The following is a 15,131-nucleotide window of genomic DNA, read 5'->3' as shown; positions in this document are numbered from 1 at the left end:
GTTCACCTATTAAGCTGTGACTACTTGGAGCGAGGAGGAAGAATGCTTCGACGTTTGACAGACGCAATTGTCTGCGCAGTGCTTTTGGTTTTGGATATTCTGGCGTGGCTGATCGTCAGCACATTCTCAAGTCTTGATCATTCGGAGCCAGGTCGAATTGCCTCGGTCTCTCTCAGTGCCTTGATTATCGTTGCTGCTCCAGCACTTGCGACCTGTATGGTCGCTGCGATCGCACGACTGGTGACCAGCACTTCGGCTCGTGTTTTCTATTCGTGGAGTCTTTTCGTCAGTGCTGTGGCCGGAGTGTTCAGCTATCTGACGGCTATGGTGTCCTCCTTCCAAGGAATGGAAGTTGGCCTGCGCTGGATGGCTTGTTTCTTTGCAGTTCAAGCGATCGTCAGCCTTATTCTCCTTATCGTTGGCTTGACCGGTGGAATTCCTCGAACGGCTGAGGAAGCACGCGCTCTGCATCAGGCGACGCACCCAACTGCTTTGTCTTCGACTCAGAAGAAGTCATCTTCGGCAAGCTCCACTTCTTCTCACGAGGCCACAACTTCCGCCTCAGCAAAGACTCCAGCTGCCGCTGGCATGGCTTCCCCGACTGCAGGCAAGACTGCCACCGCCGCTCAGGGCACAGAAGGACATCAGGCAAGCGCGTCCTCGGCAACGGAAAAAGAGACACATTAATGACAACTGAGGGTTTCCGCCAGCTTCCGCTGGAAACAATGCATGGCGTTGAAGAATGGGAGGACTCGGGGGCGCTTGTTCAACGAAGCGTTCTGCCTAATGGCCTTCGGATCATTACTCAAAAGGTGCCGGCAACACGTTCACTGGCGCTGAGCTGGTGGGTTGGGGCTGGTTCGCGAGATGAGGATGAGGTGAGTGCCGGATCGACCCACTTCCTTGAACACCTCCTCTTCAAAGGAACCGCGCAGAGAAGTGCCTTTGATATCGCCGAAGCATTTGATGCGGTTGGCGGTGAGTCCAATGCGGAAACCGGAAAAGAACACACAAACTATTGGGCGCGTGTACTGAGCGAAGACGCGCCAATGGCCGTTGAAGTATTGGGAGACATGATTTCTGCCTCCCTGATCGATCCAGAAGAGTTTGAGATCGAACGCGGGGTCATCCTCGATGAGCTCGCGATGTCAGAAGACAATCCTCTCGAGGTTGTCCACGAGGCTTTCCAATTGGCAGTGTTTGGCGATAACTCTTTGGGACGTCCGGTTGGTGGAAGTGCCCAAACGATTCGCGCCGTTGAACGGGACCATGTGTGGGACTACTATCGCCGGGTTTACGCGCCCTCCTCGCTGATTGTTGCCGCAGCAGGGGATGTGAACCACGATGAACTTGTCGAGCAAGTACAGCGCTCCTTGCATCCTACGTGGGCAAAAGAATTAGAGGAGCAGCGAGTTCCGCGTCCGAGGCGTTCGACGCAGGGATCGTGGTCGTCCGCTTGTGAACCGGTCCGCTCAACGCGCCACCGTCATATTGAACAATCACATGTCATTGTTGGTGGCCCATCGATGCGTGCCGGTGACGATCGACGTCCCGTGATGTCGGTTTTGCTTTCTATTCTGGGCGGCTCGATGTCTTCGCGACTCTTCCAAGAGATCCGCGAGAAGCGTGGCTTGGCCTATACGACATATGCCTTCGATTCCCCCTATTCGGATGCGGGAGCCTGGGGAATGTATGCCGGGACAGCACCAGAACGAGCTTCCGAGGTTGAAAAGCTCATGCAGGCGGAGCTTGAAAAGCTGGCCGCAACTGGCCCGCGCGAAGACGAGCTTGCTCGCGTTCGCGGGCAGCTGCGCGGAGGTATGGCACTGGGGTTGGAAGATACGCTTTCTCGCATGTCCCGCTTGGGACGCGCTGAGCTGAGTGGTCGTTACTTCAGTGTTGATGCTGCGCTTGCTCGAATCGAAGCGGTTCAAGCTGAAGATGTTCGTGGTCTTGCGCAGGAGCTTGCGAGGCGATGCGTCTTCACTGCTGAAGTGGTGCCGGAGGATCGTGCGTGACTAAACGAAGCGTTCGCCCAGCAACTTCCAGTGATGCCGCTGCCATTGCTGCAATGGCCCAAGAATTCTTCACTGAAGTCTTTAATGCCTGTGCGCTGCCTGCAGCGCATCCGCTTCGTGCACAGGTTCTGACGCAGACACGTCAGATGTGGGAAGAAACTCTTGCTGGAAACAGGCCAACGCAGGGGCAGACCTTGGTTGCTCTTGAAGAAGAGACTCCCGTTGGTTTCATCGCATATTCGCATGCCCCCGCTCTGGAACTTGAGCAGCCGCCAGGACGCGTCATTCCAGAAGGGCAAGAAATCAGCAGCCTCTACGTGCACCGTAGTTTTAGGCGTATCGGACATGCATCGCGTCTGCTAGCAGCTCTTGTGGATACCCTCCACCCGGAGTCAATGCGGTTGTGGGTTGCACCAGAAGATACCCTGACTATTCGCTTCATCCAAGGATGCGGATTTTCTCCCGCGGGGATGCGTCGTCACTTTGTTTTCGACTCGGAAATCCCCGCGGCTCGGGATGAACACCTGTGGTGGGCATTGCATTCTTAAAACGGTCACATCAGGCCTCTGAAGGCTAGACGTGGCACACTTATTGCATGATGCCTCTTTACGACAACCTGCCTGAACCTGCGCCTCTGAAGAAGGGGAATCTCAGGATTGTCCCGCTGGGTGGCCTGGGTGAGGTCGGCCGCAATATGAATGTTTTGGAATTTGGTGACAAACTCCTGGTTGTCGACTGCGGCGTTCTTTTCCCTGAAGAGTCTCAGCCTGGGGTCGACCTGATTCTGCCCGATTTTTCGTGGATTGAAGACCGTCTTGACGACATCGTCGGCATGGTTTTGACTCATGGGCATGAAGACCACATCGGCGCGGTTCCATATCTGCTCAAACTCCGCGAAGATATTCCGATTTATGGGTCCGACCTGACTTTAGCTTTTGTTGAGCCCAAGCTCCGTGAGCACCGACTTTCTGCCGAAAACCTTCATGTTGTCGAAGAAGGAGACCGCCAAGCAATTGGTCCCTTCGATTGCGAGTTCGTTGCGGTTACCCACTCGATTCCAGACGCACTTGCTGTTTTCGTTCGCACCCCCGCAGGTAAAGTCCTGATCACTGGTGACTTCAAGATGGACCAGCTGCCTCTTGACCACCGCTTGACAGACCTTCGCTCTTTCGCGCGTTTTGGTGAAGAAGGCGTGGACTTGTTCATGGTGGACTCAACGAATGCCGAAGTGCCCGGCTTCGTTACCCCAGAACGCGAGATCGGCCCGGTCTTGGATCAAGTTTTTGCCGAGGCAACAGGTCAGATCATTGTCGCTTCTTTTGCTTCGCATGTTCACCGTGTCCAGCAGGTCATCAACGCAGCTGCACATCATGGTCGCAGTGTTGCCTTGGTTGGCCGTTCTATGGAACGGAATATGCGTATCGCTCAGGAGAAGGGGTACCTCACAATTCCTGAGGGACTCATTGTCGATTCCAATGAGATTTCCCTGCTTCCTCCCAATCAGAGGGTGTACATGGCAACTGGGTCTCAAGGAGAGCCAATGGCCGCCCTTTCTCGAATTTCGCAGGGATCGCATCGCTTTGTCAGTATTGAACCCGGCGATACGGTGATTTTCGCGTCTTCCTTGATTCCGGGTAACGAGAACTCGGTGTACCGCGTCATTAACGACCTCACGCGTTTGGGTGCAAAGGTTGTTCACCAAGCGAATGCTAAGGTTCACGTTTCCGGCCACGCGGCCTCGGGAGAACTGATCTACTGCTACAACATTGTTCAGCCGAAGAACGTCATGCCGATCCACGGGGAGATTCGCCACTTGGTTGCCAATGGTCAATTGGCAGTACTCACCGGCGTCAAGCCGGAAGACGTTGTTCTTGCTGAAGATGGCGTTGTCGTCGATCTCGAAGATGGACATGCCAGAGTCGTCGGTGCGGTTCCGTGTGAGTACATCTACGTTGACGGTTCCTCTATCGGAGAGATCTCCGAAGATGAATTGGCCACTCGACGCACCCTCGGATCTGAAGGCTTTGTGAGCGTTTACGCGGTTGTTGAGGGTGAGTCGGGGATGGTTCTTGCACCGCCGACAATTCGCGCAATTGGGATGGCCGAAGATTCCTCAGTTTTTGACGAGATTCTTCCCGACGTCACCGCAGCCCTCGAAGAGGCCGCTTCCGGCGGAAATGTTGATGCACACGTCCTTCAGCAGGCGATGCGTCGCGTTATTGGTCGCTGGGTTGGCCGTCATTTGCGTCGACGCCCCATGATTGTTCCAGTTGTCGTCCTGCAATAGTGGGTGGGACTTGAGTACACCGATAGAGACACGAGCGTAAGGTACGGTAGAAGCATGACCGGGCGTTTTATCTCGACCTATTCGATTGTGCTCTCTCTTCCCATGCGTATTTATCAGCTGCCAGAACGGGGAGGCTCCGTTCACGCAGCTGCAGCAACCTCGCTTCCAGCGGGTGGTTTCACGGCTTTGTCTGCTGTGTCAAAGCTCGGTGTCTATACCGCGACCGCTTCGCCCCTGGGGACCGGTCCCAATTCGTATATGGTTCGTCAACTCCTCCATGAAGCACGAGTGAAGGTTCTTCTTCCCGAACTTGTCGGTGACATTGGCGTTGCGATTCAGCTGGTCGAAGCCGATGGTTCGATGACCTCGATTGTCACTACGGGGGTGGAATCAGAACCTTCGCGTGAATCCTTGGATGCCTTGGAGATCCGCGAAGGGGATCTAGTTCATGTATCGGGCTCAGATCTGGCGAATCCAACAAGTGCAGAAATCCTCACTGGATGGGCCGTGAATCTTCCCGAAGGCGTTACCCTGGTAGTTTCCGTTTCCCCTGCTGTCGCTCAGGTCCCAGTGTCCGTATGGCCACGTTTACTGGGGCGCGCGGACGTTGTCTCAATGAATATTCGCGAGGCCGCGACTCTGTCTGACATTCTTGCTCCCTATGAGCACGGAACTGGAGTTCGCGGAGTCATGCGTCCGGACGCGGTCTTCGTTCGTCGTCTGGGCGTTATGGGCTGTGAACTGCAACTTCATGCTGATGAACCCAGGATTTCGATCCCCGCGTATGAATCCGCGACGGTTGATACCGCCGGGGTGGGGGATACCCACATCGCCACTATGTGTGCGGCACTTCTTCTGGGATATGATTTTGTTGAAGCAGCACGAATGGCGAATGCGGCTGCTGCGATCACCATTTCTCATGAGTCGGCTCTTCCTGTTCCAAGCTGGGAGCAGATCCGAGAAGTTATGAAGAACGGGCATGTGTGACGCACTCGGAAGAGGCTTTCGCGGCGTGCCTAAGCCTTTTCGCGGGTATGCGGCGGTAGCGTTTTTCCTACCATGGCACGAAAATCCCCATCTTCAGTATCTTCGAAATCTTCTTCACGAGCCGGGAAGTCCACTGCGACCCCGGGGCTTCTCGCGCGCGTATTTTCCGGGATCGGACGCGGTATTCTTGCGATGATTCGAGCATGGCGCGCGACCGATGCTCAGGTGAAACGCGATGCGCTTGCGTTCATTGTCGTGGCGGTTGCCGTTCTGGTCGCACTGCGTGAGTGGTTTGGTATTTCGGGGCAAGCGGGGGATTTCATTCACCTGTGTGCAGCGGGCTTTGTTGGGATTTTCTCCGTCGTTTTGCCCATTATTTTGGTCGCCTTCTCTGTCGAGCTAGTTCGTGTCCGCTCAGGAAATTCAGCCTTGCCTCACCGCGTCGCAGGTAGCCTTGGTGTTGTCCTTTCTTTGACCGGTCTTGTTCATGTCAGCAAAGGTAACCCCGCTTTTGACTCTGCTATCTCGATCGAGAATGCGGGTGGAATCCTCGGTTGGTTTATTGCTCGGCCTCTGGTTCTCATGCTGTCGTCGTGGGGTGCGGCGGCACTCTTGATTCTTCTTTTCCTCTACTCGATCCTTTTAGGGACGCGTACGCAGGTTGCGCAGGTTCCGACCTTGGTCCGTGAATGTGTTGACCGTCTTGCTAAGCGGACGAGGCCAGAGGAAAGCGATCCGGCAGCGCGAGCGCGTGAAGAGGCGCGTCGTTCCCTTGCTGCTGGCGATGATCCTTTCTTGGATTCCTATGACGGCGATGAACACTTCCGCAGGGCAGTGGAATCTGAGCCCCAAGAAGATGTTCCTTCCCGGGTGGATACGCAGCGCACTCGGGTGATGCCTGCCTCAGCGCCGCATGTTCCCGAGGGACAGCCCGCTTCCTCGGCGATGGATGCGCCAACGGAGGCAATGCAGGTTCCTGCTCTTTCGGTCACCGAAAATATCGAGGACCAGGCCGACCCTGAGCCGCCTGCTCATACTGAAGAGCCTGCAGGTGGATTCCAAGCGGAACTGGATGAGAACCTCTCCTATACGCTTCCTTCAAGCGAGCTTCTTGTGCGCGGTGCTCCCCATAAGACTCGCTCGGCGGTCAATGATCAAGTCGTGCAGGCGTTGCGTCAGGTCTTCGCAGAATTCAATGTTGATGCCCAAGTGACTGGCTTCTCTCGCGGCCCAACAGTGACACGTTACGAAGTGACCTTGGGGCCAGGAGTGAAGGTTGATCGCCTGACAAACCTTTCGAAGAATATTGCCTACGCTGTGGCCTCGGCAGACGTGCGAATTCTCGCCCCGATTCCCGGAAAATCGGCAATCGGTATTGAGATTCCGAACTCGGACCGAGAAACTGTCGCGCTGGGAGATGTTCTTCGCTCTGGCGCTGCTCAGCGTAACCAACATCCCCTAGTTGTCGGTGTTGGTAAGGATGTTGAAGGCGGCTACGTCGTTACCAACCTGGCGAAGACCCCGCACCTTCTGGTTGCTGGCCAGACTGGTTCCGGTAAGTCGTCATTCGTGAATTCGATGATTACCTCGATCATGATGCGTGCGACGCCCTCGCAGGTTCGCATGATCCTGGTCGATCCCAAGCGAGTCGAATTGACGATCTACGAGGGTATTCCGCACCTGATTTCCCCGATCATCACCGATCCGAAGAAGGCCGCTGAAGCGCTTGAATGGGTCGTGAAGGAAATGGATGCGCGCTACGACGATCTTGCGACATATGGCTTTAAGCATGTTGATGATTTCAACAAGGCTGTGTCTGCAGGCCAAGTGAAGGCTCTTCCGGGTCTTAATCGTGAATTGCGACCCTATCCCTACTTGCTGGTCGTTGTCGATGAGCTCGCGGACCTGATGATGGTTGCCCCCCGCGATGTTGAAGCTTCGGTTCAGCGTATTACCCAGCTTGCGCGCGCAGCTGGTATTCACCTCGTCCTTGCAACTCAGCGTCCTTCCGTTGATGTTGTCACCGGTTTGATTAAAGCGAATATTCCTTCGCGTTTGGCATTTGCGACCTCATCTTTGGCTGACTCTCGAGTGATTTTGGATCAGCCTGGTGCGGAGAAGCTCATCGGTCAAGGTGACGCCTTGTACCTTCCTTCTGGCGCAAGTAAACCGATGCGTGTTCAAGGTGCCTGGGTTACTGAATCTGAAATTCATTCGATCGTTTCCCACGTTAAAGAACAGATGCAGGCTCAGTACCGTCCGGATGTTCTTGCCCCCGCAAAGACCGCAAAGGTTGCCGAGGACATTGGTGACGATCTTGATGATCTCTTGGCCGCAGCTGAGCTGGTTATTTCAACTCAGCTGGGTTCGACCTCGATGCTGCAGCGAAAGCTTCGCGTTGGTTTTGCGCGAGCAGGGCGTCTGATGGACCTCCTGGAATCGCGTGAGATTGTTGGGCCTTCTGAAGGCTCGAAGGCGCGCCAGGTATTGGTAGCTCCCGAACAGCTCCCCGAAATTTTGGCCATGCTCAGGGGAGAGAGCGCCCCTGAACCCGCGCCCGCACCTACTCAGCAACAGGAAGTTTCTTCGTCGAATTTTGCTGACCAGTCGTCTAAGGCTCCTTCAAACGGGTACGATGGGGATACAGCTTCCTCGGATCCTTACTCCGGACATGATTTTGGTGGTCGGACCGACTGGGTCGATGAAGAGCCTGAAGAGAATGAAGACGCCTGGCAGTTGACCGGGCGCTAAGAAGCAAAGGGGCAGGTCGTGGCTACTCACGTGTCGCGTGTTGAACGCTATACGAAGGTCTCTACGATCAATGTGCCCAATGCGCTGACGCTTTTTCGCCTGCTCCTAGTCCCCGTATTCATCTACTTAAAGTTTGTGGACACATGGAGTGCACAGTGGTGGGCTTTGCTGGTGTTTTGCGTCGCCGCTGCAACCGATCAGCTTGACGGAAAGATCGCGCGCGCCTACGGTTTGGTCACCGACTTTGGTCGTGTCGTCGATCCTCTTGCAGATAAGGCTCTCACCCTCAGTGCGTTCATTATTCTGAGCATTCAGGGTGTTCTCCCGTGGTGGTTCACGATTCTCGTGGCAATCCGAGAATTGGGAATCACTGTCATGCGCGCATTCTTCCTGCGGCGGGGGATTGTGGTTTCGGCCTCGCAGTCCGGAAAAATAAAGACCGTTCTTCAGGTCTTGGCTATTTTCCTTCTCTTGATTCCGTGGGATTATTTCTACGTTCTCAATCCTGCCAATCGCGGGTGGGCGTCGGTTGCCTTAATGTCGGCTTTGTGTGTTGCGGGTGCCGCGCTTGCTGCGACTCTCTGGTCGGGTATTGCGTATGTGCGTGAGGGCCTCATTCTTGCCCGTGAGGTTCGTGATCCTGAGCCTCAAAGCGAGGCGTAACTACAGTTGCGCCTTGAGCACAAAGTTGAGCGACATAGACGCAAGTTCTAAATCCCTCGTGTATGGTGGGAATAGGCAGGGTCGTTCAGACGTTAGGAAGAACATGATGAAGAAGCAGAAGAACAATATCCCGAGTTCTGTGCGTCCACTGAATGAGCTGGCCATGCAGAAGGCGCTGGCGGCGGGTTATCGTCAAGCTATGAATCGCCCCGCCCATGATCGCGCAGCCGCTCCGTTGCTGCGTACTGAAATCGGCGATGTTCTGCGTGAGATTCGCCGTAAGCAGGGGCGTACTTTGCGAGAAGTTTCTTCCGAGGCGCAAGTCTCCTTGGGTTATCTTTCCGAGGTTGAGCGTGGGCAGAAGGAAGCGTCATCTGAACTTCTTGACGCGATTAGTGAGGCCCTGGGCGTGCCGCTGTGGTACATCCTGCGTGAGGTTTCTGAGCGTATGGCTGTCTTGGATGGAACTGTTGTTCCGGACACTGTTCCTGAGAATCTGGTCCCGGTGACCCTGATCTCGTGACTCTTTCTGAATTTTGGGATGCCGTCGATGACGTCTATGGGGCTACCCTTGGACGCTCATTGACGGCTGACCTATATTTACCTTCACTGCGGGGAACCTGTGTGGAGGCCCTTGATAGGGGAGTTTCGCCAGATATGGTCTGGTCTGAGTTGCTTCGTGAAAGTGATGCAGACGAGGCCGTGCGCTGGGTTCATCGTCTTGATGCGAAAGAGCGTGAGAAGAATCGTCGTTCGAAGCGTTCCTAATGGCGTGTCGACATGCATCGAACATTTGTTCCATTTATTCTGTGGAAGAAGTGAAGTGTGATCAGTTTTTCCACAGATATGGAAAAGTGGTCGCAAATGCCTGTGGTCGAGCATATCTTCACTGAGTAGTCCCCGGAGAGGGGATCTGCTGCATAGACCAGATGAACAGTGGCCGGAGAGGCTTCGACGAAAGGTATCACCATGGCAGTAGCTCGTAAGGGTTCCTCTTCATCAGCGAATGGGGACCGAAATAAGGCTTTAGAGCTCGCGCTCTCACAGATCGATAAGCAGTTTGGTAAGGGCTCTGTCATGCGACTGGGAGATGATTCTCGTCCCCCGGTGCAGGTGATCCCCACTGGTTCTCTAGCCCTTGATGTCGCTCTTGGAATTGGCGGTTTGCCTCGGGGGCGCGTCATTGAGATCTATGGCCCTGAATCATCCGGTAAGACGACCGTTGCGCTTCATGCAGTTGCCAGCGCGCAAAAAGCAGGCGGAAACGCCGCATTTATCGACGCTGAACACGCACTTGATCCCGTCTATGCGCGTGCCCTAGGTGTCGACACGGATAACCTCTTGGTCTCCCAACCTGATACCGGCGAGCAGGCGCTGGAAATCGCCGACATGCTGATTCGTTCGGGCGGTATTGACATCATTGTCATCGACTCTGTCGCTGCACTTGTTCCCAAGGCTGAAATCGAAGGCGAAATGGGCGACTCTCATGTTGGTCTGCAAGCCCGCTTGATGAGTCAGGCCCTGCGTAAAATCACCGGTGCTCTCTCGGCGACCGGGACAACTGCAATCTTCATTAACCAGCTTCGTGAAAAGATCGGTGTCTTCTTCGGTAACCCTGAAACCACAACCGGCGGTAAGGCTCTGAAGTTCTACGCCTCCGTCCGCATTGATGTTCGCCGAATTGAAACCCTGAAGGAAGCTGGAGCTCCCGTCGGTAACCGCACCCGTGCAAAGATCGTCAAGAACAAGATGGCGCCGCCTTTCAAGCAGGCAGAGTTCGATATTGTCTACGGTAAGGGCATCTCCCGCGAAGGGTCGATTATCGACATGGGCGTGGAAACCGGCATCATCCGTAAGTCTGGCTCTTGGTTTACCTATGGTGATGATCAGCTTGGGCAAGGCAAGGAAAATGTTCGCCAGTTCCTCTCGGATAATCCCGAATTGGCCAATGAAATTGAACAGAAGATCTTGGTTTCTTTGGGAATCGGCGTGCAAGATGGCGAACTGACAGAGCCGGTTACATCAGATATCGATGACTCACTCGAGGATGCTGGCTTCTAGTCAATGGTCCGTTATTACGACCCAGAGACCACATCGGAAGAGGATGTTCGTCCGCGCGCGCGCACTAAGAGCCCGGCTGAGCGCCAGGCTCTTATGCGCCAGCGCAATGCTGCTCTAGAAGGACAAGCTGCATTCGAGGCCGCCCGTGAGGTAGCCCTTCGTCAGCTCGATGTTCGTGCCCGTTCACGAAGCGAGTTAGAAAGCGCAATAACCAGTCGGGGTTTCTCTTCTGAGGTGGCCGCCTCTGTTATCGAACGCCTTACTCAGTTGGGGTTGGTAGATGACCTTGCCTTTGCGCGTGCCTTTTCTCGGGGACGTTTTGAGGCAGGTGGGAAAACAGGTTCCGCACTTCGCGTCGATCTTCAACGGAAGGGGATCTCCCCGGAGATCATCGATACCGTGCTCTCAGAAATCGGCGCCGATGAACAATTTGAGCGGGCTTTAAACCTTGCTCAGAAGAAGATGCGTTCGATGCCAAATTGCGATGATCAGGTTGCGCGTCGACGTATTTTCTCGATGCTTGGGCGCAAAGGATATTCTCCTCAGGTTTGTATACGCGTGCTTGAGGCAATCGTTGAAGGCAGGGATGATGAGTACTGAAGATGCTCTTTGTCAGGAACTGATTACTGGTTTAAGCAATGAGGGCCTCACTGTTGCTGTCGCAGAGTCCTTAACCGGTGGTCTTTTGTGCGCGGCTTTCGTTCATGTTCCGGGTGCCTCACATGCTGTACGTGGGGGAGTCTGCACCTACGCGACGGATACGAAGCATTCGGTTTTGAAGGTGAGCGATCAACGCCTTGCGCAGACGGGTCCCGTTGATGATGAAGTTGCTCGGCAAATGGCACACGGTGTTCGCACACTAATGGGTGCGGATTTTGGTTTGTCAACGACGGGAGTCGCGGGGCCGGGACCTGCTGATGGACATCCTGCTGGAACGGTCTATGTTGCTTGCGCGTGGGAGGGCGGTTCGCGTGTACGTCGTCTTGATCTGAGTGGAGATCGCGACCAGGTCCGGCAGGGCGCAGTGATCGCCGCACTCGAACTATTCAGGGAAGTACTGAAAGCGACACCAAATATCCATACGCGCTAGAATTCAACGACGATGAGTGTTGAAATGATGGACTTCCCGCGAACCTACGCGGTGCGCACCCTTGGGTGCCAGATGAATGAGCATGATTCCGAACGTATTTCGGGCCTCTTAGAGAAGGCGGGTTTAGTCCCTGTCGACCGCGTTCCTGCCGCAGCAGCGCGCGCAACTGACGCCGGAGACATGGGTGCAGACGTCATTGTTATCAACACTTGCTCCGTCCGTGAGAATGCCGCGACGCGTCTATTTGGAAACCTCGGGCAGCTTGCGGCAGTCAAGCGTGAACGCCCTGGAATGCAGATTGCAGTGGGCGGTTGCCTTGCCCAACAGATGCGTGACGGGATCATCGAAAAAGCTCCCTGGGTAGATGCAGTTTTCGGTACCCACAACATCGATGTCCTTCCCGCGCTTCTTCGCCGTGCAGAGCACAATCGTGAGGCGGCTGTCGAAATCGAAGAATCCCTGAAGGTTTTTCCTTCAACACTTCCCACTCACCGTGAAAGTGCATACGCGGCGTGGGTTTCAATCTCAGTTGGCTGTAATAACACCTGCACCTTCTGCATTGTTCCTCATCTTCGTGGAAAAGAACGTGATCGCCGTCCCGGTGAAATTCTTGAAGAAGTGCAAGCTGTTGTCGATGAGGGCGCAATTGAAATTACCCTTCTGGGACAAAACGTTAACTCGTACGGCGTGAGCTTCGGTCAGCGCGGTGCTTTCGCTGATCTTCTGCGAACCGTAGGCAAGATTGACGGTTTGGAACGCGTGCGTTTTACAAGTCCACACCCGGCGGCCTTTACTGATGACGTGATTGAGGCGATGGCCGAGACTTCAACGGTCATGCCCTCTTTGCACATGCCGCTTCAGTCGGGTTCGGACGCGGTCCTGCGTCAAATGCGCCGCTCCTACCGCCGTGATCGTTTCATGGGAATTCTTTCGAGAGTACGCGCTGCAATTCCCGACGCAGCAATTACCACGGACATCATCGTCGGATTCCCTGGTGAGACTGAAGAAGACTTCCAGCAGACTCTCGAAGTTGTTGAAGAAGCACGCTTCAGTTCCGCCTTCACCTTCCTGTATTCTCCGCGTCCCGGTACCCCGGCAGCTGACCGAGAGGATCAGGTGCCACAGGACGTTGCTCTTGAACGCTACAAGCGCCTATTGGCTCTGCAAGAACGCATTTGTGCCGAGGATAATGCAGCACTTGTTGGAAATGAAGTTGAGGTGCTTGTCGCCGCAGGAGAAGGTCGGAAAGACGGAGCAACCCACCGTATTTCTGGACGAGCGCGTGATAACCGTCTGGTTCACGTCGCCCTTCCCCTGGGAATGAGTGAAGCCGATCGTCCGCGTCCTGGTGACATGCTTCGCGCTCGTGTCACGCACGGCGCTCCTCACCATCTCATTGCTGATTCAGCATTGGAAGATGGCGGTCTCTTTGAACTTCGTCGGACTCGTGCGGGAGATGCTTGGCAAAAGCGTCAAGCGCACGAAGAAGATTCGAAGATCTCCCTTGGTATGCCTCGCATCCGTATCGGGGCTCCGAATGGAAATGCCTGATACTGCATCTTTGCCTCGCCTAGCTCAGCCATCGCAACTGATCCTTGCGGTGGTGGGGCCCACGGCCTCGGGAAAAAGTGATCTTGCCTTAGACCTTGCACAGAGCCTACCCGCGGATATGGGGGCACACGCAGGGGAGCTGGTTTCTGCAGATGCGCTTCAGCTGTATCGCGGAATGGATATCGGTACGGCGAAAACTCCGATTGAGGAGCGCCGCGGAATTCCTCATCATCAAATTGATGTCTTGGAGATTAGTGACGAGGCTTCTGTCGCCTCCTACCAGCGATACGCTCGCGCCGATATCGCACAGATTCACGCTCGCTCGAATCTTGCAGTTGTTGCTGGAGGTTCGGGGCTTTACCAGCGGGCGCTTTTGGACCAGATTGACTTTCCCGGGACAGATCCTCAGCTTCGGAAACGTCTTGAGGAAGAGTCTTGCCAACCCGGGGGAGTGGCCGCTCTTTTTCATCGACTCGAGGAATTGGATCCGGTGTCTGCGCAGCGCATTGACGCACACAATGCACGCAGAATTATTCGAGCGCTTGAAGTCATTGAGCTGACGGGGAAACCCTACTCTTCGTCGATGCCGCAGTACATGTATGCGGCACCCACCGTCATGCTTGCGCTTCGTTGGCCGATGGAGGAGCTTGATCAACGCATTGCGCAGCGCACTCGCTTGATGTTTGACCAGGGGCTTGTTGAGGAAACACGGGAACTAGACCGATTGGGGCTTCGACATACAAAGACTGCCGCCAAGGCAACCGGTTATGCGCAGGCTCTTGCTGTTATTGACGGTGATATGACGATCCCCGAGGCCATTGATTCTGTTGCTTTGGCAACGCGTCAGTTGGCTCGTAGGCAGGTCAAGTGGCTGCGCCGCGACCCCAGAATCGTGTGGATCGATCGTAGCGTCGATGGGGCCACCACCAGTGCCGAGGCGGCGTTACAGACTGCCCGTCGGGTTGTGTTGTCAGCACTTCAATAGAGACATTTTAGATTGTTCCTTAGGCTCCCGTATTCTGTTTTCTGTTCAAGAGAAAGGGAGGCGAGATGGCTGTCAATAAGGGGTGTTGTTGGTGTTTAGGCCATTGCTCCCGATGGGCAGCTTACGGCGCGTTCCTCTTGGGGGCAGGTGGTTACGGCATCTCTTGGCGCAAATGTTAATGTGAGGGTATATCCAGACAAGAATGTCGAAAAAATGGACTGCTCGAACTGTGCCGCAGAGCGATCACTACCGGTTTTCTGGCCTTGGCACGTGAGAAATGGCCGCAGGCAACCGGGAATCAGCTTCTTCAGCTTCTGGTCCGAACTGGCATGAATTCCGGGAACTCGTGGAATGAACGAACAGGATTCGGGCCAACGAATCTTGAAGCGATGCTGAGCACTGACCCCACTCAATTCCCGGATGAAAATCCACTTCCTGATAAGAAAAAATTAGGGAAGGACACTGAAGGGTCTACTGGATTTGGCTCTAGTCAAGGTGGTTCGGTCCCTCTTCCTCAAGAGGTTGCAGATTACGCTGATGGCATCAAGTTCCCACTAAGCCTGCAGGATGAAGATCCCAACTATGTCTATCGTGGCCTTGATGATTCCGCGGCTTCCCCGGGCGGCGACTATATTTCGTCTCCAGTCCACTTGGGCACAAGCCCGCGCTTCCACAAGAAAAAGAAGTAGGCGTTTAGTGATCTGAAAATGAGTGGGTGGGGGAAACCCTGGGTTTCCC

Annotated in this window: 15 protein-coding genes; all 15 read left to right on the top strand. The window is 54.8% G+C overall.

Annotated elements, in window-relative coordinates; translation table 11 throughout:
* The first annotated feature begins 42 nt into the window (after nucleotides 1-42).
* The 15 genes from QZR18_RS05700 (at nucleotide 43) to QZR18_RS05630 (ending at nucleotide 15,082) form a co-directional block, all read left to right on the top strand.
* A complete protein-coding gene (locus tag QZR18_RS05700; protein ID WP_178703644.1) occupies nucleotides 43-687 on the top strand; it encodes a hypothetical protein in 645 nt (214 codons plus the stop codon).
* Nucleotides 687-2,018, top strand: a complete 1,332-nt coding sequence (locus tag QZR18_RS05695) for a pitrilysin family protein (protein WP_178703641.1) — start codon at nucleotides 687-689, stop codon at nucleotides 2,016-2,018. Before QZR18_RS05700 ends, QZR18_RS05695 begins: the two co-directional genes overlap by 1 nt.
* Complete coding sequence (locus tag QZR18_RS05690; protein ID WP_295910635.1) at nucleotides 2,015-2,566, top strand: GNAT family N-acetyltransferase; 552 nt, start codon at nucleotides 2,015-2,017, stop codon at nucleotides 2,564-2,566. The genes QZR18_RS05695 and QZR18_RS05690 overlap by 4 nt, the downstream gene beginning before the upstream one ends.
* 47 nt (nucleotides 2,567-2,613) lie before the next feature.
* On the top strand, nucleotides 2,614-4,305 hold the full coding sequence (locus QZR18_RS05685; RefSeq protein ID WP_019127182.1) for a ribonuclease J: 1,692 nt from the start codon (nucleotides 2,614-2,616) through the stop codon (nucleotides 4,303-4,305).
* Nucleotides 4,306-4,359: 54 nt separating this feature from the next.
* Nucleotides 4,360-5,292 carry a PfkB family carbohydrate kinase gene (locus QZR18_RS05680; protein ID WP_178703638.1) on the top strand — a complete coding sequence of 311 codons (933 nt, stop codon included), beginning with the start codon at nucleotides 4,360-4,362 and terminating at the stop codon, nucleotides 5,290-5,292.
* Between the two features lie 72 nt (nucleotides 5,293-5,364).
* On the top strand, nucleotides 5,365-8,043 hold the full coding sequence (locus tag QZR18_RS05675; RefSeq protein WP_178703635.1) for a DNA translocase FtsK: 2,679 nt from the start codon (nucleotides 5,365-5,367) through the stop codon (nucleotides 8,041-8,043).
* Nucleotides 8,044-8,061: 18 nt separating this feature from the next.
* Nucleotides 8,062-8,706 (top strand): CDP-diacylglycerol--glycerol-3-phosphate 3-phosphatidyltransferase, encoded by a 645-nt coding sequence (gene pgsA, locus QZR18_RS05670; protein ID WP_295910632.1) that lies wholly within the window; start codon nucleotides 8,062-8,064, stop codon nucleotides 8,704-8,706.
* A gap of 199 nt (nucleotides 8,707-8,905) precedes the next feature.
* Nucleotides 8,906-9,229 (top strand): helix-turn-helix domain-containing protein, encoded by a 324-nt coding sequence (locus tag QZR18_RS05665; RefSeq protein ID WP_026066718.1) that lies wholly within the window; start codon nucleotides 8,906-8,908, stop codon nucleotides 9,227-9,229.
* Nucleotides 9,226-9,474: a DUF3046 domain-containing protein gene (locus tag QZR18_RS05660; RefSeq protein WP_178703633.1), complete on the top strand. Its 249-nt coding sequence runs from the start codon at nucleotides 9,226-9,228 to the stop codon at nucleotides 9,472-9,474. Before QZR18_RS05665 ends, QZR18_RS05660 begins: the two co-directional genes overlap by 4 nt.
* Before the next feature lie 201 nt (nucleotides 9,475-9,675).
* Nucleotides 9,676-10,767: a recombinase RecA gene (recA, locus tag QZR18_RS05655; RefSeq protein ID WP_178703632.1), complete on the top strand. Its 1,092-nt coding sequence runs from the start codon at nucleotides 9,676-9,678 to the stop codon at nucleotides 10,765-10,767.
* A 3-nt stretch (nucleotides 10,768-10,770) separates the two neighbouring features.
* Nucleotides 10,771-11,367, top strand: a complete 597-nt coding sequence (locus tag QZR18_RS05650) for a regulatory protein RecX (protein WP_178703629.1) — start codon at nucleotides 10,771-10,773, stop codon at nucleotides 11,365-11,367.
* Nucleotides 11,357-11,857 (top strand): CinA family protein, encoded by a 501-nt coding sequence (locus QZR18_RS05645; RefSeq protein WP_178703625.1) that lies wholly within the window; start codon nucleotides 11,357-11,359, stop codon nucleotides 11,855-11,857. The genes QZR18_RS05650 and QZR18_RS05645 overlap by 11 nt, the downstream gene beginning before the upstream one ends.
* Before the next feature lie 12 nt (nucleotides 11,858-11,869).
* Nucleotides 11,870-13,408: a tRNA (N6-isopentenyl adenosine(37)-C2)-methylthiotransferase MiaB gene (miaB, locus tag QZR18_RS05640; RefSeq protein WP_178703622.1), complete on the top strand. Its 1,539-nt coding sequence runs from the start codon at nucleotides 11,870-11,872 to the stop codon at nucleotides 13,406-13,408.
* Nucleotides 13,395-14,393, top strand: coding sequence for a tRNA (adenosine(37)-N6)-dimethylallyltransferase MiaA (miaA, locus tag QZR18_RS05635; RefSeq protein ID WP_178703619.1), 999 nt, complete (start codon nucleotides 13,395-13,397; stop codon nucleotides 14,391-14,393). Before miaB ends, miaA begins: the two co-directional genes overlap by 14 nt.
* 263 nt (nucleotides 14,394-14,656) lie before the next feature.
* Nucleotides 14,657-15,082, top strand: a complete 426-nt coding sequence (locus QZR18_RS05630) for a hypothetical protein (protein ID WP_295910627.1) — start codon at nucleotides 14,657-14,659, stop codon at nucleotides 15,080-15,082.
* Nucleotides 15,083-15,131: the final 49 nt, after the last annotated feature.

The organism is uncultured Actinomyces sp., from assembly GCA_900541895.1.
Taxonomy (GTDB): domain Bacteria; phylum Actinomycetota; class Actinomycetes; order Actinomycetales; family Actinomycetaceae; genus Pauljensenia.
This window is presented reverse-complemented; position numbering and strand designations above follow the sequence as displayed.